Origin of the sequence: Microbispora bryophytorum, assembly GCF_006874465.1 — a bacterium.
GTDB lineage: Bacteria > Actinomycetota > Actinomycetes > Streptosporangiales > Streptosporangiaceae > Microbispora > Microbispora bryophytorum.
Window position 1 is genome coordinate 397,643 of record NZ_VIRL01000001.1, and the last position, 25,802, is coordinate 423,444.

Here is a 25,802-nt window from a genome sequence, read left to right on the forward strand (position 1 = left end):
TCGGTCCTGACAGCCCTATCCAGGGCGAGGGTCTCCGTGCCCCGTGTCGAGGCGGCGCTTCCAAGGGCCGGAACGGAGCCAGAGCGGGCATCACATCTGATCGCGTTTTACAGGGGCGGCTGGCGGATGTAGAACAGCTCGGCGTCGCTTTCGCGTTCCGACGTGGAGTCGGCGAGTCGGCCGACAACCGCTCCGCTGAAATCGACGACATCGGCCCGATAGCCCCCGTTCTCCCGCCGCCAGACCACCAGGTGATCGTCGTCGTACCAGCCGAGGAGCCGCTCGGTGTACAGGTCGATACGAATCAAGGGCGTCCCGGTCACAGCGTCGGTGACGCACAGCGCATCCCAGCGGCGTGGGCAGTGCGTCACGAACCGGGAACGCGAGGGGGAGTACGGATCTGGCATGCCGAGGTCCGGGTCGCCCACGTTGTCGATGGTTCCTGTCGACCTGCCGGACATGTCCATCAGACGCAACGCGTAGGTGTCGTAGGACGTGTCATCCTCGTCTTGGTTCTCCGACTCCTCAACGCCGAAGGCCGACACGACTCCAGTCTCGTCCCGGCTCCAGAAGACGTCGAACTCGCCAACGTCCTCGTCGGCGTATGTGGAGACGAACGTCGATTTCCCCGAAGGAACGTCCATCGTGACGAAGCCGACTTGCGCGTCCGTGCTCCGGACGGTGAACAGTAGCCTGCCGCTGTCGCTGGACCAGAATGGTGCGGTCACCCGCCTTGACGCGGCAACCGGAAGGGTCCTCTTGAGGATCCTGCCCGTCCGCAAATCGGTCAGCGACACCGCATATCCGCCCTTCTTGGGCGGGTGGTCCGGCAAGATCAGCCCCCAACGGCCGTTTGGGGACAGGCTGGTATACCGGCTGGCGGTAGAGGAGAACACCCCGCCCGGATTCTGCCGGAGCCGGGTGGGGCCATCGAAAAAGGGGTTGTAGGCGGCCAAGGTCAGCGGCGACCCAGGCGGTTCGTGAATGGTCACGGAGGTTCCCGGCAACGTGACGAACACGTCGCCGGCGGGGGCGGCGGCCGTGTCCGCCCGCCATGCGAGTGGGGACGGCTCGTAGGTGACCGCGCTGCCGTCCACGCGTCCGACGGCCGCTCTCGCCATGGCCCGTAGATGGCCGCGCAGGGGAATGTACGCGGAGCTCACCCGGATGACGGTGCGGCCCTCCCGCGCGTAGACCGCCCGAGTGTCCGCCCCCGAGGTGAAGTTGCCGTCGGCCAGGGCCGATGTACGCACGCCGCCCGTCATGTTCTTGAACTCACCCAACAACTCCTCCGCCAAGCGGGCTGAGGGCTCGGTCCAGACGCGTACCTCGATCTCCATGCCTTTCCCGGCGTAGCGGCATCCTGCCGCCGACGGCAGGTCGTCCGGTATCGAGCGGTAGGCGGGACCGAGCGTCGTGAGATCCTCAGCGGCCAACAGATCGCACGCGGACCTGGCCCGCCAACCATCCGTTGGACCGTGCTCCATGGCGCCGTCATCACGCTCGAAGGCGGCGACGCGCAACCGGGCCGCCTGCCCGACCCCGTCGGCGTACCGGGCCGTCAGAAGAAGGGACCCGACAGCGGCGACCGGGTCGCCGGGGAGCGGAAGCCGCGACCGCCGGCCTGTTCCGGACTTTGGATCGATGATGTCCACGGCAGCGGGCTGGCCGGCGTCGAGCACGCCGTAGAGGCGATCCCCGGCGATGAGGAGACGCGTATAGCGGCCAGCGGAGCCCGGCTGGCGATGGACCCATCTCGTCGACCCGCGGGTCGGGTCGAACGCCTCGATCACCTCGTCGGAACCGGCGCTGTAAGCGAGCACGAGCAGATCGGCGACAACGGCGTAGGCGCAGGCGTCCCAGCATCCGGCGCGCTCGACCACCGTCCGTCCGGTCGTGGCATCGTAGACGGTCAGCCGGTAGTCGTGCACTTGCACCACGCTGTTCCCGTCCACCTGGAGATCTGTCCCGTGGCCGACCTCCGCGCTCCAGCGGGGTGCCCCTGTCTCCGGATCCCGCGCCAGGAGCCTGTCCCCGTCCGCGCAACGGGCCAAGAACACGACCGCCACGGTGGCGGAGCCCGAAGACATGACGCGGTCACACCCGCCGGGTAGTCTCGCCGTCCATTTTGAGGATCCGGATTCTGGGGACAGCCCGACGATTTCCCGACGTGTCCCGTCCCATGCCGGGATGGCCGCGACCCGCCCGCCGCCGTACGGCCCGCGCCACGTGCCGGCGCCGTCGATCCCGGCGCGTTCCCAGCGAACCGTTCCATCAGCGCGCGAGAGCCCGGTGAGGTACGTGGTGTCACCCTTCGGGGTCGGCCCGCCGGAACGCGAGACGAGCGCCGCTCCCGAGGCGACCCAATCGGTGGGGATGGAGCGCGTGAAGACGTGCCGCCACCGGGCGGCCCCGGTCCGGGGATCCAGTGCCGACACCGACGTGCCGTCGCGCAGCAACAGATCGTCGTCCACGGCCAGGACCCCAGGCGCGGCGAAGCCCGCGGGAACGTCCGTCACCCAGGCGCGGGTGAACTCCCGGCCCGTGGTCGCGTCCGGCGCCGCCGCCGTCAGCACGGCGGCCAGGAGTGCGAACGCGGCCAGCGGCCGGACCCCGGTCAGCATTTGGTGTGGCTGCGGCTGAGGCGGAAGTCCTCCGTCAGCACCGCGGCCTCATAGATATACCGGTATCGGCGCGCCCAGCCGGACAACCGAAACGGCTCCCCCCGCTCGTCACGGACGTAGGCGTGCTCGACGCTCGTCCCGTCGCCCTGAAGGTAGTCGATCTGGATCTCCCAATCGTACGAACGCTTCTCGGCGTGAGCCGTCACTTCGATCGTGGCGCGCTCGCCGTACACCAGGTTGATGTTCTTCTTGAGGAACCTGTCACGCGGGTGCTTGGTCCCGTACCCGGGAGAGGGATGGTCAAGATCCACATCGATGGGAAAGACCCCGTCTCCGCCCGCGGTCGGGATGCTGAAGCAGGTGCCGGACGGCGGGGGCTTGACGGAGATGATGTGCGGTCGCACGTCCAGGATGCGCACGGGCTCGTGTCGCATGCCACGTACGACGATGCTGATGTCCATCTGCCCCAGGCGGTATCCCTTCTTCGCCTTGACCAGCGCGATGAGGTCGTCCCGGCCGGCGTCTTCGCGGAGGAGCCGCCTGCCGGGACCGCCGGAGATCGCCTCGGTGAACGCGTAGCGTTGACCGCCGTTGATCGGCGAGTAAGCCACTCCCTCGATGACCGGCCTGTCCCGCACGTCGGCCCATGTGTCCTGCGACCGCGACCACAGATCCGCCACTCCACCGCTGAGAATCGTGGCCAGCGCGCCCGCCACTGTGGTGACCACCCACGTCATCGGCTTCTTCAGGACACCTATGACCGGGTTCCGGGGCGATTGCTCCTCCGGTTCCCTCTCGCCGGTTTCCCGGGTCGCGGACTCCGCCGTCATCCGTCCTCCGTCCCACGTAGATGACGGGCCACCGTCTTGGCCGCCCACTGTGCGAGCGGCGCGTCCCCGGAGGCGCGGACGCTCAGGATGACCGTTCCCTGACGCAGGAGGATCCCGTCCCGGTTGCCGTCGTAGAAGTACGCCGTGTCGGCGATCCCGTGCGCCTCGCTCTCGCCCATCACGCCGTGCAACTGCCCCAGCAGGGCCTTGGCTGCGTGCTCGCTGCGGGCGGCCCAGACCAGCCGGATGCTGATCGATATCCCGGAGTCGAAGCCGATCCGGCAGATTTCGGGGGTGGGCAGCCCGAACTGCGGCGGCGCCGGGGCCGTGGTCACCGAGTACGATCTCGCCGATCTCGACCGGAGGTCGGCCTCCGTGACCAGAGCGCAGGGGTCGGGCCACGCGTCGGGATCGATGATCCCCCGTTCGACCCAGGTCGGGCTGGGCAGAGTCCGGCCCGTCATCGGGTCGATGACCGTTTCCAGGCTGGGCACGCCCTGGCCCGTGAGCGGAAAGTTCAGATACTGGCTCACGACGACGTGCCCATCTGACTCGCTGATCCCGCTGAATCTTGCCGGGGCCGGCCGCCGCCACAGGATCCGGCCGGTACGCCGGTCGATCGAGCGCAGCTCGTTGTCGCTCGTCCCGATGTAGATGGCCACAGCGTGTTCCATGACGGTGACCTCGGGGTACCACGCGGCTTCGTCGAACAGCACGCGGCCGTCGTCTCCAACGACGGTGAGCGAGGTCTGCCCGTCGACCACGAAGACGCCCTTATGGAGGCCCAGCGCCACCTCATCGGCGGGATCGGCGGCTCGCCTCCATCGGAGTGCCCCGGTGAGAACGTCGAATCCCAGCAACGTCGTCCCGGTGTCCGCGCAGCGGGTCAGCAGCCCCGCGATCCGCTCGGTGACGGGCCCCCAGGTCTTTCCATTGCCATACGCATCAGTGTCGCTGTCGGATATCTCGTTCGTCGTTCTCAGGCTGAGACACCCGTCGGGCAAACGCGTCTCCCATCCGATTCGGCCAGTGGCGACATCCAATCCCCGAACGATACGCAGGGAGGGGATATCGATGATCACTCGTTGCGCTACCGCTCCGAGCAGGTAGTAGAAGGGATCGAAGGATCCGTCGTCCGGATGCCCCGAGATGATGCGCCAGGCAGGCAGGCCCGTCAGCACGCTGCGTGCGCTGATCACCCGCCTGCCGTTGCCGGTGGGCGCCGTGGCCTCGTCGGGCAGGGATTCAGTCACGACGTATGAGCCGGTTCGCGTGGTCACTCGCACGGTGTCCGGGGACGTCCCAATGTCGGTCGTCCACAGCACGGTCTCGCCGAGGCGCCCGGCAACCGACCCCTCGTCGGTGACCTCCACGGCCGCGTCCGGCGAGGCGAGCGGAGGAAACACGACGGGCATGGCAGGCGGCACGACCGCGAACAGCAGCAACCCGCTCACGAAGACCAGTTTCAGGCCGGTGTTGAGCCTTCGTGACACCAATGCCATCGACGTATCCAGAAGTAGATGACCGCCCGAGGTTTCCAAGCCTACTGGCCGGGAGTGTGTGATCCCAGGACATAATTCCAGAATCTGTCAGAGAAATTCGTTTATAGGGCCCATCGGGTACTCAATGGGCCGAAAATTCCTCGATAACGCAACCTCGGCGCGACCCGACTCTGCGGTCTGGACAGGGAGTGAAGATGCCGATCATGTGCGACAGAGAACGGAAACACCGCGCAAGGATCAAAAGGGCCGGCCTGGCCTCACCGAAGGGCACCGCCATAGAATCACCCCTACGACACTCCCTGCTGCCCAGGCGGCCCGGCGCCGCCACCGAAATCGTCCTCGGCACCCGCCCGGTGCAGGCATTCAGAAGGATTCTGGACTAACCCTGCTGGCATCGTGGGATCACCTCCGGGTTGTCGCAGATCGATGACGGGCGCCCGTCCTTCGACGAGCGCGCTGTGATGCGGGATGTGGTACGAGAGACCGAGACGATCCCTCAGCTTGATGCGAGCGTGGAACGGCTGATCGCGCAGGTATCCGGGTTAATCCACCATCTGTGCTTGCGCCCTCTCGCCGAGCACCTTGGACAGAGTGAGCAAGGTTGTTTTATCGAGTTCCTCGATGCCGCCAGTCACCGCGCGGTGCATGTTGCGTTCGGCTCGCTCGGCGCCGCGTACGTTCTGCTCGTGGTGGGTGAAGGTGTTCACCGCCTGGAGCACGCCCCAGGCCGTGCCGCGCCACGGCGCTACCCGTAGGTCGTGGTTCCAGAGCTTGGCCAGGATGTCTCGCTTGTTCTCCGCCATGGTGCGGCTGCGGCCTCGCGCGCTGGGCATCGGTATGTGGGCGTCCATGAACGCATGCCATTGCCGCTCGGTGACCTCGACCCGGCACAGGTCGCGTACCGCCGTCGAGAATTCGTCGGCCAGTGCGTACACGATGTGCAGCGCCTCGCGGGCCTCGGCGAGCCGGAACTTCGAATGCCGGGAGTGCTTGATCTTGACCTGTTGTCCGCGCTCGGCAAGGCCGGCCGCCATCGTATTGTCGCAGACGATGTTGGTCACCGCCCGCTTGAACGTTGTGGCCAGCGAGCCATCGAACGACGTCGCCCCGAACAGGTGAGGCCGGAACTCGACACCTTCCGGCGTGACGACGTTCTCGGGTACCTCGACCGACACCCAGGCGACCGCTCCCCCCTTGAGCAGCCCGGCGGATCCAATCGACAGATCGGCGTCCAGAAGCCTGGAGACGGTATTGATCAGCCACTCGACGTATGGATGCGGCTCGTACCCATCGGAGAAGACGCCCATGACATGGCCGTTGTCGCTGCGCAGGATGGCCTGTCGTCCGGGCACCTGGGCCAGCCCGCCCCGGGGGTCTTCCACGTAGACCGGGCTGCTGAGCGCTTCCCAGTCGAACAGCCGACTCTTAACGTCGTCCACAGGGATCGGGCCGGGATAATGATTCGGCTCCTCGGCCTGCATGCTCGCGCGGTAGTGCCAGGCCGTGCCGCGCTTCTCCGTGAAGCCGATCAAGGTGTTGGCGTTCAGCCACTCCAGAGACTCCCTGGACATGCCTGTCTCCCCTCCGTGGAAATGAGAAAGGCACCGGCCGTAGCCGGTGCCGTCGATGTCGTGCGTGATGTTGGCAAGGAGAATTACCAGATCTTCCGCATTCTCCAGCGAGAGCGCCGGAGTTCGGGCGAGCTCATGTGGAGCGTTGCTGTACGGCGTAGGCCACGCGTTCAATCAGTTCACGGTCGGCTACGCGAATTTCGATAGTGCTCGTGCTGTCGCCGTGAACGGTGAACGAGCCGGACGCGGCCTCCAGTCGCCACCGGACGACGGTCTCTCGCTCTTTCTCGGTGAGCGAGGCCTCCGGCAGCAGTTCCACCAGGGTTTCGACGATCTCGGCCCGTGCGCCGCTCTCGGTCGCCCTCTTCGCCAACCGCTCGCAGCAGGTGATCAGGTCCCGTCGGTAGTCGGGCAGTAGGCGGCGCTCGATCCTCTTCGCGACGAACTTCGCCCCTCGCGCCGCTGTCACCGTGATCTCATGCCGTCGCAGTTCAGGACATATGCCCCTGCTGCCGCCGGGGTAGACACCGAGCACCCTGATCCGTCCCCGCTGGTTCCAGATCGGATGTACGACGAGGCGGGCACCGGCGGGTCCCGTGAGGTAGGCCGGATGGCCGGGCCGCACCAGAGGGCTGTAGCCCTCCAAATGCTCGGCGACCTCGATCACCAATTCCTCGACTTCCCATTCGTTCACCCCGGACTCCTTTCAAATGATTGGTTGACGAGTTGAAGGCGGGCAATCTGGCACTGCAGGAAGCATTTGAGATTGCCGACCGAGCTTTATCGCTTCGATCGAAGCTCACATCTAAATACGGGCGACGGTACGGCCCGAACGTCCGCCCACCGAGACCGTCACCCGCGCTGGTCTGCAGCGACGGCACGGATGTAACGGATTCGGCGAGCGCTTTGAAACGGGACAGCGCCCGCCGGCCCGAAGTTGGCTTTATGGCTGCTCTTCGTTGCGCAAACGTTCTTGCTCAGCGCGGAATCGGTAGATGTCTCGGCCTGGCTTGGCGCATTCCTGGCAGCGACAGCCGTACCTGTGGATGTCACTGATGTGAAAAACCTGGACGCGGGCCTGCCACGGTGTGGGATAGAGCGACTCGTCCAGTTCCACGTGAACGCGTCCGCGCTGCTCGTTGACCTTGGTCACCCTGCCCGGGTAGTAGAACGGAGACTGATAAGACTCCGTCCACCACGGCCGCACCGGGATGTGGAAGGAGGGCCGGACCAGGACGCGGTCACCTGGCTCCATCGCCGTTCGCCCCCTTCCACAACTCCAGGGCACCCGCCGCATCGTCGAGCTGCGGACGGTCGACACCACGCAGGTCCGCCAGTGTCCACGCCACGCGCAGCAGCCGAGGCAGCCCGTCAGCCGTCAGAGCCCGGTGCTGACCGCCGATCCGAGCAGCTCGGCGGCCTCCGGTGCGACGGGAAAGCGCGTGCGCAGGTCTGACGCGGGTACCTCGGCGTTGGTCCGCCACGGTGTGTCGGCCAGCCGGTGAGCCGCCCGCACTCTAGCTGCGAGCACCCGCGCGGCCACCGTCGCACTCGGCTCACCCGTCCGCGCTCCCCGGTCCCCCCACTCGACAGGCGCGCGCACGGCGAAGCGGGACAGGAGCAGAGCCAGACGCGCCCGGTAGCGGCGCCTGACCTCCGGTGTGCAGGCACACTCCCGCTGTTCGAGGCATGGGCAGGGGCAGGCGTCGAGAATCAGAGTGAACCGCGCCGGGTAGCGGACACTCCGGCCCGGGCCTGCGAGGTGGACCTGTCCGCTGTCCATTGGCCGGCACAGGCCGTCCAGGACCGGGCGGGCGAACTCCGGCGCGTCGGCCAGATGCAGCACACCGTGATGGGCGAGCGAGACCGCACCGGGGCGATTGCCCGCCACACTGCCGAAGAGCGCCGCGGGAGTCTCCGAATGGTGCGGCGCGGACAGCGGAGGCATGAGCCCCGGCGCCCAGTGGGAGCGTCCGGCCAGCGAGTAGATCTCGGCGACCTCCCGGGCGGCCTCATCCGTCAGCGGCGGCAGGATGACCGGAAGGCATTCGGCGAGCATCGTGGCCGGGCCGTCGCCGGACAGGAACAGGTGGTGCCCGCCCGCCGCGCAGACCTCCAGCGCGCGGCGGGCCGCCTGGTTGCCGGGCACGTCGGCCAGGTCCACGGCGAATGACGATGACAGCGCAGGCTCCGGCTCCTGCTCGTGATGATCGCGGAATGCCCCGTGGCGGAGCTGATCTACCACGTCGGCCAGCCGGGTTGCGGGCATCACCACGGCGCCGTGCACCTGCGCCGCCTCCCGCGCGCAGTCGGCGGGGACGACGACGCTGCTGATTCCGGCCCGGACAGCGGCAGCCACCATCGGCAGGACGCCTCTGATGGGGCGTATCCCGCCGTCCAGCGCCAGCTCACCGAGGAACACCCGCCCGGCGATCCGTTCGGGCGGGATGACACCGGCGGCGGCCAGCACCGCTACGGCCAGCGCGAGATCGGCCGCCGCGTCGTAGACCGGCGGGATCACCGGTGTCACGCTCACCGTGATCCGCGCGTCCGGCCAGGCCGTTCCGCTGTTGAGGATCGCGGCCCGGATCCGTGCGCGGACAGGCCAGACCGACAACTCGGGCAGGCCGACCAGATGCAACTCCGAGTCCCCTGGTGCCGCATCGGCCTCGATGTCAACGATGTGGGCGGTGAGGCCGGTCAGGGCGAGCGACCGGGTTGAGGCGTAGCCCATGCCTCACCACCCCACCGGCAGCACCGGGCGGGTCCCGTCCGGGCGCTGAGCGGCCTTGTCGGCGATCTCGTCGGCCATCCCGGCGAAGTCCATGCCGCAGACGGTCTCCGGCGGTAGCCCGCAGTCCAGGGCGGTGCGGATCAGGTGCGCCAGGCTGTAGCGGGGATCGACCGACAGCGCCCGTTCCACGGCGACGCGCGCCAGCGGCCCGTCTCCGGTGCGCAGTGCGAGGAACGCCAGCAGCGCGGCGGGAGGGGCGGCGAAGTCCGGTTCCACCCTGCGGGTGAGTTGGGTCCACAGCCTGATGTGGGTGTCGTCGTCGTATCGGCCGATCAAGGTCATGGCCGCGTCTCTTACGAAGATCGCGGTGAGCCGCACGCCGAGCCAGGCGACCTCGTCGGCGGAAAGGTCCTGTCCGGCCTGGGTGCGGTCCAGTGCGGCGGCGACCTGTGCAAGGCCCTCGTGATACCAGTCGTGATCACCCCCAGCCGCGAGCAGGCTCCGCGCCTGAGCACAGGCCTCCCGTGTGGTGCCCCGCACCTGTTCCCGGTCCTCGCCGCCCACCGGGGCGAGCATGGCCGTGAGCGCTGGGCGGTCGGGCCGGGCGACGTATCCGGCGAACACCGCCGCCGCGGCGGCCGGGTTGGTTCCCGCGTCGTACGGGACGCCGTCGGGTGAGCAGCAGTCGGGATCGGGGCATGTGTACGACCAGTAGCGGCCGTCCTCGACCCTCAGTGCGTCGATCGTGTCGATCCCCGCATCCGACAGGACGCCGCGTATGGCGTCCATCACGGGTGTGACGTGCCAGCCGGGCCCGTAGCCGATGAGGATCGCCCGCTCAGTGCCGTTGCGGGTGAGCAACTCGGCGAAGCGCCGGGCCAGGTCGGGAGTGTCCTCGGAGTTGTCCGGCAGGTCAAAACGCATGCTGAACCGCAGCCCTTGGGCGGTGCTGTCAGGGTCGGCGGCGGGTTCGAACGCCATCGCGACGATGCTGCGCTGTGGATGGAACCCCAGCATGTAGGGCACGATCGCGATGAAGTCCGCCGGACGGCTCAGCCGTACCGTGTGATCCAGACCAGAGGTCATAAGTGTCCTCCTGAAATGAAGAAACCCCCGGCGCGGTCAGCCGAGGGCAGTGGGATGAAGAAGGGCGGAGTCAGCAGCGTTCGATGCGCACGCCGTCGCGCGGTCCAAGGAAGATCCGCCGATCGGGATAGTCGAGCCCGTCGGCGGAGCTGTACAGCGTGATCTCGCAGTCGTCACCCACGCACGGGGTGAGCACGTCGGTAGGCGCGCGGTGCGTGAACGCGAAGTGCGAGCACTGCCAGTAGCCGTACCGGTGCCGGTCGACCAGCTTGCGCCGGGCATCGGCTAGGGAAGAGAACTCCTCCAGGTCATCCGGCTGTGGTGGGCCGTACCCGTTGCCGCCGTGCCAGAGCCCGTACCAACGCGCCACGCTCATACCCCGCAGCGGGATGGGCAGCCGGGCGAGGCGTGGTCGCCGCCGCAGTAGCCGCACCACTCGTCCATCGCGTAGATCGACAGTTCCTCGGCGTACCGGTCGCGCCACTCCAGCTGCGCCCTGGTGTAGGAGTCGAAATAGTCGGCGTCGGTGTCGCCCGGCCGCAGCGTGAGGTAGTGCAGGACCGTCCGGGCCGCGCTGATCAGCTCATCAGGCGTCAGAACCGCGCCGACGCCCGAGCAGATGTCGGACCCGCTGAAGATGGTCCGGCGGCGCCGAGACGGCCGGTATCGCCAGCGGATCCGGCCCTCATCGGTTCGCCCGGCGGCCTCCACCTCCAACAGGTGATCCGCGTCGATCTGCCATGCGGGCACCAGCCGTGAGCTGATGATCCATCCAGGCGGCAGGGTCAGGGCATGCGTCATCGCCATGGCGACTCCAAAGGTTCAGGAAGGTGAAATGGCGGCCGTCAGCACCGGCGACGGCGGCTCAGGTGATGCGGTCGTACGGTCGCGCTGACCACGTGGATCTCGCAGTCCCGGAAATTCAGGGCATCGGTGTAGCAGCGTGAGCAGCGGATCAGCCGCACACGCGCCCCCGATGCCCGGTTGGTGTGCGTGGCGTCGATCCACAGATGCGTCTTGGCTAGACAGCCAAGACAGGTGATGACCTCGGCGCCCTTGGGTATCGGCGTGAGCGCCACCGTCACCACGTACTCACGCGCGCCGCCGGGATCGGTGGCGGGCACCAAAGTCGCGGTGTCCGGGCGAACCTCACCCAACGCGGCCACCCGCATCACGCGACCCCCGCCACAGACCGTCAGGTCTCCCACGGACCAGCCGGCCCGGACGGCAGAATTCACCTCCATACGGTTGCCTCCCTTTTCGCGGCGCCTGTCCGGCGGCCTTCGTACGGTCCGGCGGATGCGGGAATCAGGATGCGCTTCCACGTATGGCGGATTCCGCCGTGTCCGGCGCTCTCGCGGCGCGAATTACTCTCACTTCAATACGGTGGCCGGAACGGCCCGACCGTCCGCACGCGGCAACATTTCCGCAGCATTGCCGCGCGCGCCGCACCGACAGCCCGACCGTTCCGGCCCCCTTGCCGTCCTGTGACACGGCTACGTGAGCCACAGAACGACATTGCGAGAACGAACATCGCACCGAACGCGTCAGAGACGCACCGGCGAATTTCGCTCTCACCTAAATACGGCGACCGGAAGGGCCCGACCGTCCGTGCCCGGCGACGTTTTACCAACGTCACCGCACACTGTGCGAACAGTCGGCAGGCTCCGGCCCGCAACCGTTCTGGCATGTGACAGCGCACAACGAAGAACAGAGGTGAGAGCGAACATCACACCGAACGCGTCAGAGACGCACCGGCGGATTCCGTTCTCACTTAAATACGGGGCGCGCATCGGTCCAAGCGTCCACTCCTCTCAAGATTCTTTGTCGTCTCAGGTGGGCGATGATGCGTTCTCACGGCAATAAGAAAGGGCCCCAGAACGCTCTCTGGGGCCCTCTCGCGAGCTTTCCTTAGTCCTCTGCGCTGCATATGCCGCCGTGGACCATCGTGCTCCTGACGTCGTCAAGACGCTCCGACAGTTCCCGCCACTCCGCGCGCGCCGCCTCACGCACCCGGATCACGGCCCGGCGCGACCCGTACGCCCCCCCGTAACGTGCCTGAGCAACGCTGCTGAAGATGCCCGCCCGCCCGAGGTCCTCGGCATTGGACCCGACATCGATCATGCGCCCGATGGTCGGGAAGTCCCGACCATCCCCGAACGCCTGACGGAACATCTCCGCGCTGTGCTGAGACACACAGAACGCGACGGCGGCCCCCGTGACCGTCTCCGTACGCGGGACACCGCGCATGAGCTGAGCCCCCGGCGTGGCGTCGATCTCATCGGCCGGAACATCGATCCGGTAGCCGTTGCGCGCGGCGGCATCGCGAACCGCCCACCGCTGCAGGGTCGTCCGCGTGATGGTCAACTCTCCGCCGTCCCTGCGGACGTATACCCACGCCTGAGTGTCCCGGGTAGGGCCACTGTCAGGGGTAGGGGCACAGGACGCGAGCACGTCGCGCAGACGCTGAGCGAACAGAAGTACCGCGTCCTGCGTGACGTCGTCTGACACGTCGTCCGTCCCGTACGGCGCGTGCCCCTGCTTAACGATGGTCGCGCTTCCATCCATGCGCTTACGGGAACGGGTGGCGTCGACCGTACGGCAGTAGCCGCGTGCGAGCCGCTGAATCTCCGCCCAATCGTCCGGCGTCACGCGCGGCATGTCTTCCGGCGTGAGCTTCTCCCCCGGAACGTTGGAAGGGACGCACTTACCGGGAACTCCGTTCGACATGTTTCCTCCGATCTCCGCGACGCGTCATTCGCGCCGCCCTTCTCTTTTGGCAATTCAATTGAAACACGAGGCGGAGACCGGCGCAATGAAATCGCACGCGCCTTTACCATGTTTTCCCTGGCCAAGAGGAGGGAGTGGGTCATTGAGAAAGCGCCAAGAGGAACGTGCGAGCGACAAGGAGAATGCCAAAGGGAGACAATAACTCGCACCGAAGCGACAAGGGGGCGATAAATCCAATCAAACAAATGGCGCCCAGCAAATGCTGTAAAGATATCGCCGTGTCAAATCAACCAGCACGGCGCCCCTCCCAACCCTTCGATCATAGGGATCGCCTATGCAGTCGGGTCGACAAGAGGCCGCACCGCAAGCCGCTGACCAGGAGAAACGCGATGGGGATCATGACCAATCATAAGTGGCGAACCATTGGTCGAGCATTGGCCACACGATTGGCCGCCCCCTGTGAGCACACCTATCGCTATGGCGCGACCCCGAAGACGCCTCGGAGCATGAACGCAGGCCCTCCGGCTTCCGAGAGTCGCGCCTTTTCTCAGAGCTGACGATGATGCGAACCGGATTGGCCTAGACGTAGCACATCCGATATGAGATGGGAAACTGGTGGTGGCGACGCACTGACCCGTGCATCCTGTCTCCATGCTGACCGCCCTTGAGCCAGGCGCCGACCGCCACAACGTCCTAACCTCGATCTTTCGTGCCCATCCGGTGGCTGGCTGAGCTATTCGGCTGGAGTGTGATTTTGGGGTCGTGGTCAACGCGTCGGCCCGGCTGTCGCGCCGGGTGGGCGGGGTTCCACGGGCCCGCGGGGTGTCCTTCCTGGTTGTCGGGGCGGCTTGGCGCTGGTCAGGTCGGGGCCGGGAGTGCCTGGAGCCGGGTGATGGCGGCGAGGAGTTGGCCGGCCCAGGGCCAGGATGCGGCCAGGCGTAGGCGGAGCCGGCGCCCGCCGCGGGCCAGGCGGGCGGCGACGGCGAACAGGCGAAGCCGCAGGCGTTTGGGCTCATAGCGGCGGGCCGGTCCATCGAGGGCGAGCATCTGCATCCAGGCGATGAGCTCGCACGCCAGGGCGACGGTCTCCACCCAGATCTGGTTCTGGGTGAAGTCGTGTAGCGGCAGGTTTCGCAGCCCGGTGTCCTTGGCGCCGCGGATGCGGTCCTCGCACCGGGCGCGGCGGCGGTGGCGTAACTCCAGGTCGGCGAGCTGACCCCGCTTGGTGTTGGTGACGAAGCAGGTGAAGCGGTGCCCGTCGATGTCGGTGAAGCGTAGCTGCGCGCCCGGGTGCGGGCGCTCCTTGCGCACGATCAGACGCATCCCCTTGGGCCAGCCCTCCAAGGTGACCATGCCGGTGAGCTCGGCCACCCAGGCGCCGGGCCGTACCCGCCCGTCGGCGTCGTAGGCGGGTGTCCACGCGTGGGCGGGTAGAGCCTGGATCGCGGTCTGGACCTGTTCGGTGAGGGCAAATCCGATCGAGTACGACAACCGCCGCCCGGGCCGGGACAGCCAGGACAGAAACTCGTGGGTGCCGCCGCCGGAGTCGGTGCGGATCAGCACCTGCCGGCGTTGCTGCTTGGGGAGCTGGGCCAAGGCCAGCCGGGTCGCGTCGATATGGTCGGCGGCGGTGTTGGACCCGGCGTTGCCGGGCCGCAGCAGCAGGGCCAAAGGTTCCCCGCCCCCGCCCGCTCCATGGTCGGCGAAGACCGTCATCGGGTGGAACCCGAAGGTCTTCTTCCAGATCGGCGCGGCCTGGTCCTTGTCGGAATGGGCGATGACGATGGTCGCGTCGATGTCCAGGCAGATCGGCTCCCCATCGGCGCCGGGGGCGTGGGGGCCGGCCAGCGTCCAGGCCCGCTGCCGGGCGGCGGCACGGGCGGTGCGGATCGCCTTCAGTGCACGGACGGGGTCGGCGGCCAGGCGGTCGATCAGCCGGGACACGGTCGGGTCGGAGGCGATCGGACCGAACACCTCGGGCTGGGCGCGGAGCATCGCGATGTCGGCCAGGCAGTCCCCGCCCAACGCCAGCGTGAGAGCCAGATCAGCGATGACCTTGCCCGGATCGTGCACGGCTCGGGACGGACGCCACCGCTCCAACTGCGCCGACAGCTCCCGGCCCAGGCCGGTGACCCGCAACGTCTCCAGCAACAGCAGCCCACCGGCCTGCGAGATGAGTCCCGACCCGTCCGCGGACACCACGATCTTGCGCTGCGACGCGATAGTCTTCACTCGGAAAGTGCCTTCTGAACTGGTGCGGACAGGACTCTAGACAAGCCCAATCCTCCCAGCTCAAAGGCACTTTTCTCATGTAAACGATCAAGCCCGCTCAAATACGCCGCGAAAGCCCGAGGCTAGTTCCCGGTCTCTCACGGACCGGGGAACTAGCGTGCGGATGAGCGGTGTCACGCTACCGAGTCGGTCTATTGGCGCCCCACGGTGTGGCCCGGTCGGTCGGAACCTCTATACCCTGCTTCTCCTGAATGGCGACGATGAGCTGACTCTTCCGCATGCGCCCGGTCCCGGTGATGCCCAGGTCCGTTGCCATCTTCTGCAGCTCAGGCAGCACCATGCCAGCGAGTCTGGCATCGGGGCGGCGGCGCGGACGCGGGGGAGATGCAGCCGCGGCTGCTTGGTTGGATGGGGCGTTGTCGGTCTGGAGATGGCTAGGCTCTGCTGTCGTCTGTTCGGATCTAGTCGGAGTGCTCGCGGAACCCTTGCGGATCTCCCTAGCGAGCAACCACCAGTGGACAGCGCGGCGCGTCCAGGACATGCCCGCTTGCAGGGTGAATAGCAGTGCGGTGACAAGCTTGAACAGTTTGCCGGGTCTGCTCTCGATGACCGCTTCGAGTTCCTCGGCGCGCATCGCGGCGCGCGTACCGTCGAGGTAGTGCAGCCGAGCGGACCAGCGCACAAGCTTCTTCGCCAGCCAGGGTGCTGTGTCGGTGCACTCGGCGACGATCAGGCCCACGATGATCGAGACTATTTGTGAGCTGCTCATCGGTCACCTGCCAGCAGGGCGCCGAGCCGGCCGAGCGAGAACCCCAGTGCTGGCCGCACTTTGACAGCGGCGGGGCGTCTCTCGGCGAGAAGGGATCGGGCGGCCTGCGCGGCTTCTCCGGTAAGCCGGTAAAAGCGACGGCGGGGGCCCGGCTGGTCGGGGGCGAGCGTTTCCCATTCGCCGACTATCCAGCGGGCGTCTTCGAGCCGGTCGAGGACTTTGTACACGGTAGGGCCTGCACGTTTGGTGGCCTTCATGATCGCCCAGCCATGGAGCTGGGTGTCGTCGTTGAAAGCGTGCAGGAGGACTTCGAGCACATCCAGCGTGGGCTGGGTGATGCGTTGGAGACCTTCCATGCCCTTATTCTACCTAGCTGAAATAAGAATCGAGTGGAATCAGGAGGGATCTGTCGTGGCCCTGCGCCCTCCGTTGACGTGCTCTCGGGCAGGCACCGCCCTCGCGATCCACACACGCGATCGCGTTCGCTCTGGATCACGCGTCGGCGAGGATCTGGCCGATGCGCTGGTGGGATAGGCCAAGGGCCGTACCGGCGTCGCGGTAGGTCCAGCCCTGCCCGGTCAGGATCTGAGCGGCGCGGCGGACGGCGTCGCGTTCCGCTTGTTCGGCTTCGGCACGGGCGACGCGCGCTGCGGTGACGGCGTCGAGAGCAGCGGCGGCCTGGGGGTCGTCGGGGGTGACGGCGAGGCAGACGGTGCCGGGCGCCGCCTGAAGCAGGTCTACGACGCAGGTAAGGGCGTTGATCTGGGCGTCGCGCCACGTGGCGCCTTGAGCCTTGACGAGGCCGCCGGGGAGGTCGTGGACGGTGACGGTCCACTGCTTGCCGGTGCGGGTACCGGTGCCGTGGTAGGTGGTGGCTTGTACGCGAGCGAACTCGTCAGGGCTGGCGACGTCGGTGGCGGGCTCGACGGCCTCGAAGACCGCTTCGTGAGGTGATCGCACGAGGAGAGTCTAGTTCGGATAGACAAAATCCGCCTATCTATCCCTGACAACGTTTGTCTTAACGGACAACAGCTCTTCCCGCGCTGCGCCCATAGTGTGCCCCGCGCCAAGAAGCTGGTGCGCGGCGGTGGCCAGGCCCTCATCGGTGCCGACGACGATGGAGTCGCGGATGGACGCGGCCAGGGGCCGCGAAGATGTGGGATCAACCGGCCGCCGGACGTGGTGATGTGTGAGTTCTCGTCTCCCGTCAAGATCTGGGGTGGGTGTGAAGTTGCCGGAGGGCAGTCTGGGTCTCGGGGGCGGGTTCGAGGTCGAGGCTGGCGAGGTGGGCGTTGAGGTGCTGGGCGCGTAGGCGTGCCTCGTCTCGGCGGCCAAGTCCGATGAGCAGGCGGATGACGGCCGCCGCGGCGGCCTCGTTGATGGGGTCGAGCGTCAGCGCCTGTTCCATGACTTCCAGAGCCCGCTTCGGTCTTCCGGCCTTCTCATGGATGCCTCCGAGTTGGAGGAGCGCTCGTACGGAGGCGAGGGTGAGCGGGTCTCTATGGTCGAGGTCGATCCAGGGATAAGGCGTGCCATCTGCGAGGTGACCTCGGCAGACCTCAGCGGCTCTGTCCAGAGCGGCGGCCTTGGCCTCTGGGACTGTAGCTTTCCGTGCTTCGGCGAGCGCGCGGTGGAACTCCCAAAGGTCGATCCAGACGTGCTGACGGTCGATCCGGTACGTTCCGCTTTCCGCTTCGACGAAGTTCGTCTCCTTGCGGGTCGTGCCCGTGGCGGCCCAGAGCCGCTTGCGCAGATCGCTGAGCGCGGCGTGGAAGCGGTACCCGGCCTGGGGCTCGCCGACATCGGGCCATAGCTCGGCGCAGATCTCCTCCCGGGTCCGCCCGTTGGGATGAACCGCGAGGAGCACGAACATCTCCATGCCCTTGGCGGTCGGGATGTCGACCGGCTCGCCGTCGATCTCCATGCGTACCTCTCCCAGCACGAGCAGGCAGACGCGGGTCGTGGCCGGGGCGTTCTCCACGACGGGAATCTCGACCGCGGGCTCGTCTTCAGCGGGCTCCTCATAATCGTGCTGCAGCGCGATTCTGCGTTGGAAGACGATCGCTTCCTGCTGCGAGAGGTGGAACAGGTCCGCGCCGTCCAGGTCGCCGCCGACGGCTCGGAAATCCGTCCCAACCTCGCATCCGGCCTCCGCGAGCCGGTCGCCGAGCAGGATCGCGCCGATTCCGAGGCGCGGGGCGTACTCCATGAACGACTCGAGGTACGACGAGTCCCGCCCCGCCAGCCGGCCGACCAACACCAACTCCGGGACCAGCTCATCCGGCCTGCTGGCTCGAAACGCGGCGAGGTCGCCGACCTCGGCATCTTGCAGCAGTTCGGTGCGGTGGATGTGCTCGCTGGCGACGTGCGTGACGGCGTCGTCGAAGGTGGGTGTGAGTGTGAGGCCGGGCAGATGCATGGCAAGGGCGTCCCAGTCGTCGCCGAACAACTCGGCCGCGTCGTCCGAGGGCAGGACGAGTTCGACGCGATGTGCTTCGGCCTGGGCGATGAGCGCCGTGAACAGCGCCCGGACGACGTCTTCGGCGCCGTCCCCGCTCAGGCAGAGGTTCAGGCCGGGCAGGTTCACCGCGACGACCTGGTCAGCGCGTACGCCGACATCCAGCATGGCAGGGGGCTTGGTGGTGAAGGAATCCCTGACCAGGTCGTAATCGTCCGGAACCGGGTCGGTGGCCTGCCGGAACTCTCCGTCAACCGCCTGGACCGCTGGCTCCGGCTTCGGCAGGGCCGCGACCTGAACGGCTTCCGACGCCCCCGGGATCGGTCGCCGGACGCGTTGCCGGACCCGTACGGCGGCCAGGGCGACGGCGATGCCCGCCGCGAACGACAGACCGACCACTCCTCCCTCCGGTAGGGCGATGCTCACCCGCGGTGCGGCGTGTGCTGGCAGTGCCGCCGGGGTTTCGATGGCATGCGGTGTCACAGATTCTCGGGGCGCGGGAGCGGGCTCTCTGACATTGGCCCGCTCGGCAGCCCTGTCCGACGGGGCCTGCTCCGGCAGCCGCAGCCGCCAGCCAGTCTCGATCTCCCCTGGATGGGTGAGTCGCCCGCCGTCTTGCTGGGGTCGGCCCTTGTTGAGCTTGAAGATCTCCTTGTAGCGCTTGCCGTCCCCCAAGTGTCGTTCGGCGATGTCCCACAGGCTCTCGCCTTCCCGTACGACGTGGACCCGCGCGTGCCGCGGCTCCGGCTCCTTGGCATCCGACGGCATCCGAATGACCCAGCCGGGGCGGATCCAGCCGTCGGAGGTGAAGGTGGCTCCGTCCGCCATCTGCCGGCCTTCGTTCAGCTTCACGATCTCCCGGTATCGCATGGGGTCACCCAGATGCGTTTTGGCGATCTCCCACAGGGTGTCGTGCGGCTTGACCCGGTACGTCGTGTGCCGAACAGCCTCAGAGGTATCGCCCTCCTGCGCGGCCTTCGGAGCATCCACGGGGGTGGCGGTGACAGTAACCGTGGCGGCGACCGCCTGGGGAGCCGGGGCGACAGCCGAGATCGCGATCGTCGTGATCAGATGCGCCGCGAGCCGCTGGAACGGCGTCCGGAGCACACCCCGTTCATGCACGTTCCGCAGACGGCGCACCACCTCGGCGAGCACCGACCAGGTGAACATCAGCCAGCACAGCCATGCCGTGGCCAGCAGCGCGTTCACGAGGAAAGCCGGATCGCCTGGCGTGGCCAGTTCCGCCCCGGTAGGAATATGCGGCGGATCGAGGAAGCCGAGCAGGACGACGGGCGGCCCGACGATCAGCGCCACCAGAGCCAGTGCCGAGTAAACGGCGGCAGCGGTCGGGCGATGGCTGTGCATCTACTCTCCCTGCTCGATTCCCTGCAGCATCCGGGCGGAGGCGCTCGCGGTGGCCGTCACGTCGCCGACGCCGATGAGTGACAACAGCACGGTCGGCCGGGACATGTTCACCGTGACCCGCAGCGTCCGTCCGCCCGCCATCGCGACGCTCCCCTGATGTCCCGCCGAGGCGAGGTACGCGCGGGCCGCAGCCAACGCGCTGGCGGTGTCCAGCTCGAACCGGCCGCCCTGGGCGTACGCGCGGTCGACGTCGAGGGCGCCAGCCCCCGCTCGTGCCGCCTCCTCCGCGACCGCGTACGCCTCGCGATAGGCGCGGATCTTCTGCCCGCCGTCCACGACCAGGCCCAGGCATACGAGGGCGGCCAGCATGACGACCACGACGAATCCCGAGATCGATCCCCTGTCGCCGTCGAGCATCACCGGTCTCCTCGGGCGCGGAACGGATCAAGGCTGCTGGTAAACCGGCTGGTCAGGACCTTGGAGCCGGGGATGCCGGGTAGGGCGAGGTCGCTGAGTTGTACCTCGCAGGTCACCGTCGCCGACACCGTGGCTTGCCGTCCCAAAGGAGCGGAGAACCCTTCCGTGTCCACCGAGACCGTCGGCGCGCATTCAAGCCCTTCACGAGCGAGTGCCGCTCGCGCGCTCGTCAGCGCTGCGATGCGCGCCGAGGAGGGGTCACGCGAGATGGACGCCTGCCGGGCGGCATCGCGGGCCGCCGCCTCCACCGAGCCATGCGCGATGACGATCCGCCCAGCAGCGACCATCGCCACGAGCACCAGGACCAGCGCGGGTGCGAGAACAGCCAGCTCTACTGTCATCGACCCGCGCTCGGCGGTGGCTCGGGGGCCCACGCGTACGTCTTCCAGTTCGGCGCGATGGACACGGCGCCGGGCTGGTCTCATTCGCGATCTGCCTCCAACGCGCATCAGGTGGGAGTCGACCATCGTTCGATCGGAGCGTGGGCGACCTGGGTCACCGTCAGCTTGAGCAGCGGCACCAACGCGAGCGCCTCCCCCTGCACGGTCACCGACACGGTGCCGCCCGTACGGCCGGCACTGGCGTGCGGTGCGAGCAGGAAGGACCCGCCGACCCGCTGGGCGAACCGCTCGGCGACGACCGTGCTGGCCGAGAGGTTGGAGCCGTACGCCCGGGCGACCCGTACGCCCTCCTGGGCGGCGGCGAGTGCGACGTTGCGGGCGTGGAACCACAGCGCCGTGTTGACCAGGAGCAGGGTCAGGGTGAGGACCACCGGGTAGAGGATGGCCGCCTCCAACGGCGCCGACCCGCGGTCACTTGATTTTCCCCATGTAGTCGTTGACAACCTGCGTGATCTTGGCTGCGACCGCGACGGCGAGCAGGAATATCGCCGCGGCGAGGACGATGAAGCCCAGCGGGCCCTCGCCTGCGTCCGCCCCGGCCTTGGGGAGAAGCCGCCGAAGGAGCGGGACCTTGGCGTTGATCCACGCGCCGACCGCCAACATGCGACCGTAGATGTGCAGCATGCGAAGGACCCTTCTCTCATACGGTCATCCACCACCGGTCATCCGGGCCAGGGCCGGGTAGCCCAGCAAGATCATGAAGCCGACGACGGTCAGGGACATGGGGACGGTCATGGTCTCGGTCCGGCTCTTCGCCCGCGCCAGCAGCGCGGCCATCTCGCTTTCGCGCAGGCTGGCCCCCTTGGCCTTGAGGGTGTCGAGGATGCTGGCGCCCTCAGTGCCGGCCATCTTGGCGATCGCGGCGACCTCGCCCAGCTCTGGTACGTCGAGCTCCCGCGACAGGCGGGTGAGCTCGTCCCAGGCGGAGCCGGTGCCACGGAAGGCCGGGTCGAGCGCGGACGACAGCCGCTTGAATGTCTGCCCCTTGCCGACGCGGGCGGCGGAGTCCAGCGCGTCGGCCGGCCCGCGCCCGGCCAGCCGGCACAGGGCGACGAGGTCCAGATAACAGACCAGCGCCCGGCGGAATCGCCGCCGCGCGGTGGCGGCCTCCACCCGCAGCGACAGCTCGGGCGCGGTGAACATCACAGCGCCGAAAACTGCGGACGCCGCCCACAAAATGATCGCGGGGAAGGTGACGCCGAGCAGCCAGCCGTACGTCCACAGGAGAGCAGGCCCGCACAAGCCGGTTGCCATGAGCAGCGCCTTGCGGCCGAGGTGGGTCTCCCGGCTCCTGCCGACGATCGCCAGGTCGGAATTCTTCGCGCGGCTCCCCAGCCAGGACGAGCCGAGCACACCGATGGTCGTACGACGGACGCGCTCCGGCACGCTGTGCACCTCAACTGGGCCACCGCCGGGCTGGAGGCGCGCCAGCGAGGCGGCCAGCTCGGGCGGGCCGGGCCGTACGGCGAGCAGGATCAGGAACAGGCCGAGGCCCATCGTGCCTCCGGCGGCGAGCACCGCCCAGGTCATCCCGTGGCCTCCTCGTTCAGGAAACGGTCCGTCTCCGGGGCGCTGCCGAGGCGGTGGATCCACCAGAACGTCACGGCGTACAGCCCGGCGACCCCGGCGAGGACGAGCTGTCCGAAGAAGCTGCCGAACGGTGCCACGTACTGCTGGTTCAACAGGGCGAAACCGGTGTAGCCGAGCAGCGCGCCGATGACCCAGCGGGCGGTGGTGCGATGCCGCGACCGCTCGGCCTCGACCTCACGCTGAGCGGACACATCCATGCCGATGGTCCGGGCGAGCCCCAGGAGCACCTCCCGCAGACCGCGACCCCGGGACTCCGCGGCGAGGATCAGGGAGGCGGCTGCCATGTCGCCGACCAGGTCGTCAAGCTCATCGGCGAAGGCGCGCAAGGCGCTGTCGGCCGGCACACGAAGGGCCAGTCGGCGGGCGAGCGCGGCGACCTCGGCGGCGATCGGCTCCGGTGCGTTGCGGGCGCTGATGGCCAGGGCCTCTTCGATGCCCGCGCTCCCGGACAGGGCGTCGGCGAGCTGGCGGATCCAGGTCTCGATGGCCTCCAGCCGGGCGATCCTCCGCGCCACTTCCCGGCCGGACAGGACTCGCGGCAGAAGCAGCACGGCGGCCCCGGCCGCGAAGGCGGCCACCGGCCATCCCGTCAGCCAGAACACGATGACCGCGGCTCCAAGAGCCAGCGCAAGCGGAATGGTGGCGACCTTGGGCACGCGTCGCCGAGCGCGGCGGGACTGCCGTACCGGCACCCGGCGCAGGCCCACGATCACCAGAATGATCCCAGCGGCGAACACGCCTCCGGCGAGGGCTGCGATCAGTTCCACAGCCCACCCGCTCTCGGGACGAACATGGTGGCGTCGAAGCCCGCCTTGACCAGCTTGTCCATGCACTGGGGAGTGACGTTCGGTACGGCCCGCCCGTCCGGCCCTGGTACGAAGACCCGGTTGACGGCCGGGACGACCGAGTCAGTCGGCGGCAGAACCTCGAAGATCTCCGAGATGTACCGGACGTTTATCGGGGCGTCGGGGTCGTGGCTCACCTCGTGCCGGAGGTAGACGATGAAATCGACGGCCTTGCCGACCAGACGGAACAGCGCGTCAGCGGGCATGGTCCCGGCGAGGATCTCCATCCGAGGGAAGATCTCCTCCGCCGAGTCGGCGTGCATGGTGCAGATCGACCCGCGACCGCCGGAGTTCATCGCGACCAGCATCGGGACCAACTCGTCGCTGCGGACCTCGCCGACGAGGATGCGGCGGCCGTTGAAGCGGAACGCGTCGTCGATCAGCTGGCGCATGGTGACCGCGCCCTCGCCCTCGGAGTTGGCGGCGCGCGCCTCGAAGCTGAGCACGTCGTGGTGCCGCTCAGGCATCAGGTGCAGGAACAGCTCGCGCTCGTTCTCGACGGTGATGAGCCGCTCGAACGGGTCGATATCGCCAGCAAGAGCGCGGACCAGGGTGGACTTGCCCGAGTTCATCGCGCCCGCGACGATCACGTTCATCGGGACGTTCATCACCGCGTGCAGGAAATGCCGGACGGGCCAGGACATGGTTCCCCGGGCAGCCAGGTCCGACATCGTGGCGTCGAGCATGCCGTGCTTGCGGATGGAGAACGCCGTGTGCGGGGTGATACCGGTCGCCGCGGCCAGCCGTACGGTGTTGGACAGCGCCTTGTGCAGGATCGGCCTGGCGGTGGAGAAGTCCCTGGCGTTCTGCCCTTGGTAGATGCCCCAGCGGCGGACGTTCTCGATCAGCTCGTCCTCGCTGTCGGCGGCCGGTGGGCCAGCCACCTTGCGTCCGTCGGTGTAGGTCACCCAGACCTGGTCGTACCGGTTGACGTCGATGTTCTCGACCGCGGGATCGTCCACGAGCGGCTGCAAATCACCCAGGTAGAAGATCCGGTTCTCGACGGCCTTCTTGAGCTGCTCCTCCTCGTCCAGAGTCGGAGCGGGCCGGCCGAGCAGGGCGAGGTTGTCGGCGTAGGTGCGGACGACGTTCGTGATGACGGCCTTGCCGTACTGCAGGGTCGCCTCCGCCCCCGTGACGCCCGACTCATCCAGCGCCTTGTTGACCTGCTGCTGCAGTTCGCGTACGGCACGGCGGAAGTCCTGGTCGTCCATCACGCCATCACCTGCTCACTCTGCTCGACGAGAGCGGCGGCGAACGCCCGTGCGCTACGCACCAGGGGCGACATCGGTCGGATGCGACCGACGCCGTGCGCGAGCGCCGGCGCGGACCACTTGTCGGCCGGCAACCATGCCGCGACCGTGGCACCGAGCGTCTTGGCGATTTCCTTGAGCTGGTACTGGCCGTCCCCCACCACGATGAGCTCGGCATCCGGCAGATGCCCGCGCAGTTCCTGCACATCGCGGATGGCGGAGGTTGTGGCGTGCAGGTGGACCAGCGTGGGCCGGGTGACGACGAACACGCGGTCGGCCCGGACCAGCAGGTCATTCGGCGTGTCCGGCCGGCCCACCTGGCCCAGGTCGACGACCACATCCTCATCCAGGGCGGCCAGGCAACCCGCGATCTCCGGCCAGAGTGGTTGGAGGGCCGTAGCCTGCTTGGGCTCCGAAAGGCCGGGGAGAATCAGCCTGCCATCCTGAATGGCGTAGAGCTGGTCCCACAGCGCCTCGGCTGCGGCGACTCCCCTGCGAATCTTCACACCCCACTCGGCCAGGCCGCGATCGCGCGGCGTGCCTGCCAGGTAGCCGGACAGGATCGTGCCGCCTCCGGGATCCGCCTCGGCCAGCAGCGCAGGGCGCGGCCACTCAAGGAAGAGCGCGAGCGCGCTGGTGGTCGTACCGGCGGCATGCCCGCCCGAGCACATCACGGTCAGCACGGCGCCCCCGGCTGACAGGTGGGGGTACGAGTTTGAGCGGCTCTCGACGCGAGCACCATCGCGACCTTCCCCTCCGCCGCCAGGCGGGCCAGAGCCGTACCGGTCGTGGCCGGCACCAGGAAGTCCACGACCACGGTCCCATCGGCGTCGGGTTGCCCGACCTTGTCGACCAGCGCGCGGTACTCAACGCCTTGCCGCCCTTCCTCCGGAACGGCTGCCGCGACGACCCGGTCGCCGGGCTTGAGCCCGCGTGCGGGGAGCTGAGTCGCCTTGAGCGCGATCGGCACGATCTGCTGGCCGTCATCGGGGGTGAGGGCCGTGCCCAACTGGGAGGGTGCGAGGAGCGTCCCAGCCTTGAGGTCGGCTGTGGCTCGCTTGCCGATCACGCCGTCTCGGTCCCTTGTGCGGATCCACTGCATCCCCGGCACCACGCCCACCCCGAGGCTCGACAGGTCCTGAGCCTCGATGACCTGGCCGATCGGCACGTCACGGGCCATGACCAAGACCTGCGTGCGATGCGCGGCCAGTTGATACACCTGCAGCACCGTGACCGCGCTCAACACGACCGCCAGAACGCCGACGACGGCCATCGCGGGGCGGCGCTTACCTGGCACGGGCCGTGCGGTGGGTGGGCTGTTCGTGGCCGCTAAAG

The 25,802-nt window shown here is 68.0% G+C and carries 24 protein-coding genes and 1 pseudogene; all 25 read right to left on the reverse strand.

Features of this window, described 5'->3' with window-relative positions; all coding sequences use genetic code 11:
* Positions 1-107: 107 nt before the first annotated feature.
* Positions 108-2,624 (reverse strand): outer membrane protein assembly factor BamB family protein, encoded by a 2,517-nt coding sequence (locus FLX07_RS02005; RefSeq protein ID WP_142567679.1) that lies wholly within the window; start codon positions 2,622-2,624, stop codon positions 108-110.
* Positions 2,618-3,361, reverse strand: coding sequence for a hypothetical protein (locus FLX07_RS02010; protein ID WP_142567680.1), 744 nt, complete (start codon positions 3,359-3,361; stop codon positions 2,618-2,620). Before FLX07_RS02010 ends, FLX07_RS02005 begins: the two co-directional genes overlap by 7 nt.
* A gap of 89 nt (positions 3,362-3,450) precedes the next feature.
* Positions 3,451-4,956, reverse strand: a complete 1,506-nt coding sequence (locus tag FLX07_RS02015; protein ID WP_142567681.1) for an outer membrane protein assembly factor BamB family protein — start codon at positions 4,954-4,956, stop codon at positions 3,451-3,453.
* A gap of 542 nt (positions 4,957-5,498) precedes the next feature.
* Positions 5,499-6,701, reverse strand: a complete 1,203-nt coding sequence (locus FLX07_RS02020; RefSeq protein ID WP_208762028.1) for a DUF932 domain-containing protein — start codon at positions 6,699-6,701, stop codon at positions 5,499-5,501.
* Complete coding sequence (locus FLX07_RS02025; protein WP_142567682.1) at positions 6,661-7,221, reverse strand: hypothetical protein; 561 nt, start codon at positions 7,219-7,221, stop codon at positions 6,661-6,663. The genes FLX07_RS02020 and FLX07_RS02025 overlap by 41 nt, the downstream gene beginning before the upstream one ends.
* Positions 7,222-7,768: 547 nt before the next feature.
* A pseudogene (locus FLX07_RS02030) lies at positions 7,769-9,261 on the reverse strand (YifB family Mg chelatase-like AAA ATPase).
* A 3-nt stretch (positions 9,262-9,264) separates the two neighbouring features.
* Positions 9,265-10,347 (reverse strand): DUF4192 domain-containing protein, encoded by a 1,083-nt coding sequence (locus FLX07_RS02035; protein ID WP_142567683.1) that lies wholly within the window; start codon positions 10,345-10,347, stop codon positions 9,265-9,267.
* 70 nt (positions 10,348-10,417) lie between these two features.
* Positions 10,418-10,723 carry a hypothetical protein gene (locus tag FLX07_RS02040; RefSeq protein ID WP_142567684.1) on the reverse strand — a complete coding sequence of 102 codons (306 nt, stop codon included), beginning with the start codon at positions 10,721-10,723 and terminating at the stop codon, positions 10,418-10,420.
* Positions 10,720-11,154 (reverse strand): hypothetical protein, encoded by a 435-nt coding sequence (locus FLX07_RS02045; protein ID WP_142567685.1) that lies wholly within the window; start codon positions 11,152-11,154, stop codon positions 10,720-10,722. The genes FLX07_RS02040 and FLX07_RS02045 overlap by 4 nt, the downstream gene beginning before the upstream one ends.
* A 38-nt stretch (positions 11,155-11,192) precedes the next feature.
* A complete protein-coding gene (locus tag FLX07_RS02050; protein WP_142567686.1) occupies positions 11,193-11,522 on the reverse strand; it encodes a hypothetical protein in 330 nt (109 codons plus the stop codon).
* Positions 11,523-12,258: 736 nt separating this feature from the next.
* Positions 12,259-13,077: a hypothetical protein gene (locus FLX07_RS02055; protein WP_142567687.1), complete on the reverse strand. Its 819-nt coding sequence runs from the start codon at positions 13,075-13,077 to the stop codon at positions 12,259-12,261.
* Positions 13,078-13,935: 858 nt separating this feature from the next.
* Positions 13,936-15,309, reverse strand: coding sequence for an IS1380 family transposase (locus tag FLX07_RS02060; RefSeq protein WP_142567688.1), 1,374 nt, complete (start codon positions 15,307-15,309; stop codon positions 13,936-13,938).
* Between the two features lie 178 nt (positions 15,310-15,487).
* Complete coding sequence (locus FLX07_RS38650; RefSeq protein WP_308424366.1) at positions 15,488-16,048, reverse strand: Rho termination factor N-terminal domain-containing protein; 561 nt, start codon at positions 16,046-16,048, stop codon at positions 15,488-15,490.
* Between the two features lie 26 nt (positions 16,049-16,074).
* A complete protein-coding gene (locus FLX07_RS02070; protein ID WP_142567689.1) occupies positions 16,075-16,434 on the reverse strand; it encodes a PadR family transcriptional regulator in 360 nt (119 codons plus the stop codon).
* Between the two features lie 136 nt (positions 16,435-16,570).
* Entirely contained in the window at positions 16,571-17,038 is a 468-nt protein-coding gene (locus FLX07_RS02075; RefSeq protein WP_142567690.1) for a hypothetical protein, read from the reverse strand.
* A gap of 247 nt (positions 17,039-17,285) precedes the next feature.
* The gene (locus tag FLX07_RS02080) at positions 17,286-19,901 is read right to left on the reverse strand and encodes an AfsR/SARP family transcriptional regulator (protein ID WP_142567691.1); all 2,616 of its coding nucleotides are present in this window, start codon (positions 19,899-19,901) and stop codon (positions 17,286-17,288) included.
* On the reverse strand, positions 19,902-20,318 hold the full coding sequence (locus FLX07_RS02085; protein ID WP_142567692.1) for a pilus assembly protein TadG-related protein: 417 nt from the start codon (positions 20,316-20,318) through the stop codon (positions 19,902-19,904). It abuts the gene before it with no gap.
* Entirely contained in the window at positions 20,318-20,719 is a 402-nt protein-coding gene (locus FLX07_RS02090; protein ID WP_208762029.1) for a TadE/TadG family type IV pilus assembly protein, read from the reverse strand. Before FLX07_RS02090 ends, FLX07_RS02085 begins: the two co-directional genes overlap by 1 nt.
* A 107-nt stretch (positions 20,720-20,826) precedes the next feature.
* Positions 20,827-21,222 (reverse strand): TadE/TadG family type IV pilus assembly protein, encoded by a 396-nt coding sequence (locus FLX07_RS37390; protein ID WP_223852894.1) that lies wholly within the window; start codon positions 21,220-21,222, stop codon positions 20,827-20,829.
* Positions 21,191-21,403, reverse strand: a complete 213-nt coding sequence (locus FLX07_RS37395) for a hypothetical protein (RefSeq protein WP_167748077.1) — start codon at positions 21,401-21,403, stop codon at positions 21,191-21,193. The genes FLX07_RS37390 and FLX07_RS37395 overlap by 32 nt, the downstream gene beginning before the upstream one ends.
* 24 nt (positions 21,404-21,427) lie before the next feature.
* The gene (locus tag FLX07_RS02100) at positions 21,428-22,309 is read right to left on the reverse strand and encodes a type II secretion system F family protein (protein WP_142567695.1); all 882 of its coding nucleotides are present in this window, start codon (positions 22,307-22,309) and stop codon (positions 21,428-21,430) included.
* Positions 22,306-23,136 (reverse strand): type II secretion system F family protein, encoded by an 831-nt coding sequence (locus FLX07_RS02105; RefSeq protein ID WP_167748078.1) that lies wholly within the window; start codon positions 23,134-23,136, stop codon positions 22,306-22,308. The genes FLX07_RS02100 and FLX07_RS02105 overlap by 4 nt, the downstream gene beginning before the upstream one ends.
* Complete coding sequence (locus FLX07_RS02110) at positions 23,127-24,428, reverse strand: TadA family conjugal transfer-associated ATPase (RefSeq protein ID WP_142567697.1); 1,302 nt, start codon at positions 24,426-24,428, stop codon at positions 23,127-23,129. The genes FLX07_RS02105 and FLX07_RS02110 overlap by 10 nt, the downstream gene beginning before the upstream one ends.
* Positions 24,428-25,150, reverse strand: coding sequence for a CpaE/TadZ family protein (locus FLX07_RS02115; protein ID WP_142567698.1), 723 nt, complete (start codon positions 25,148-25,150; stop codon positions 24,428-24,430). Before FLX07_RS02115 ends, FLX07_RS02110 begins: the two co-directional genes overlap by 1 nt.
* Positions 25,144-25,740 carry an SAF domain-containing protein gene (locus tag FLX07_RS02120; protein WP_167748079.1) on the reverse strand — a complete coding sequence of 199 codons (597 nt, stop codon included), beginning with the start codon at positions 25,738-25,740 and terminating at the stop codon, positions 25,144-25,146. Before FLX07_RS02120 ends, FLX07_RS02115 begins: the two co-directional genes overlap by 7 nt.
* Positions 25,741-25,802 lie beyond the last annotated feature (62 nt).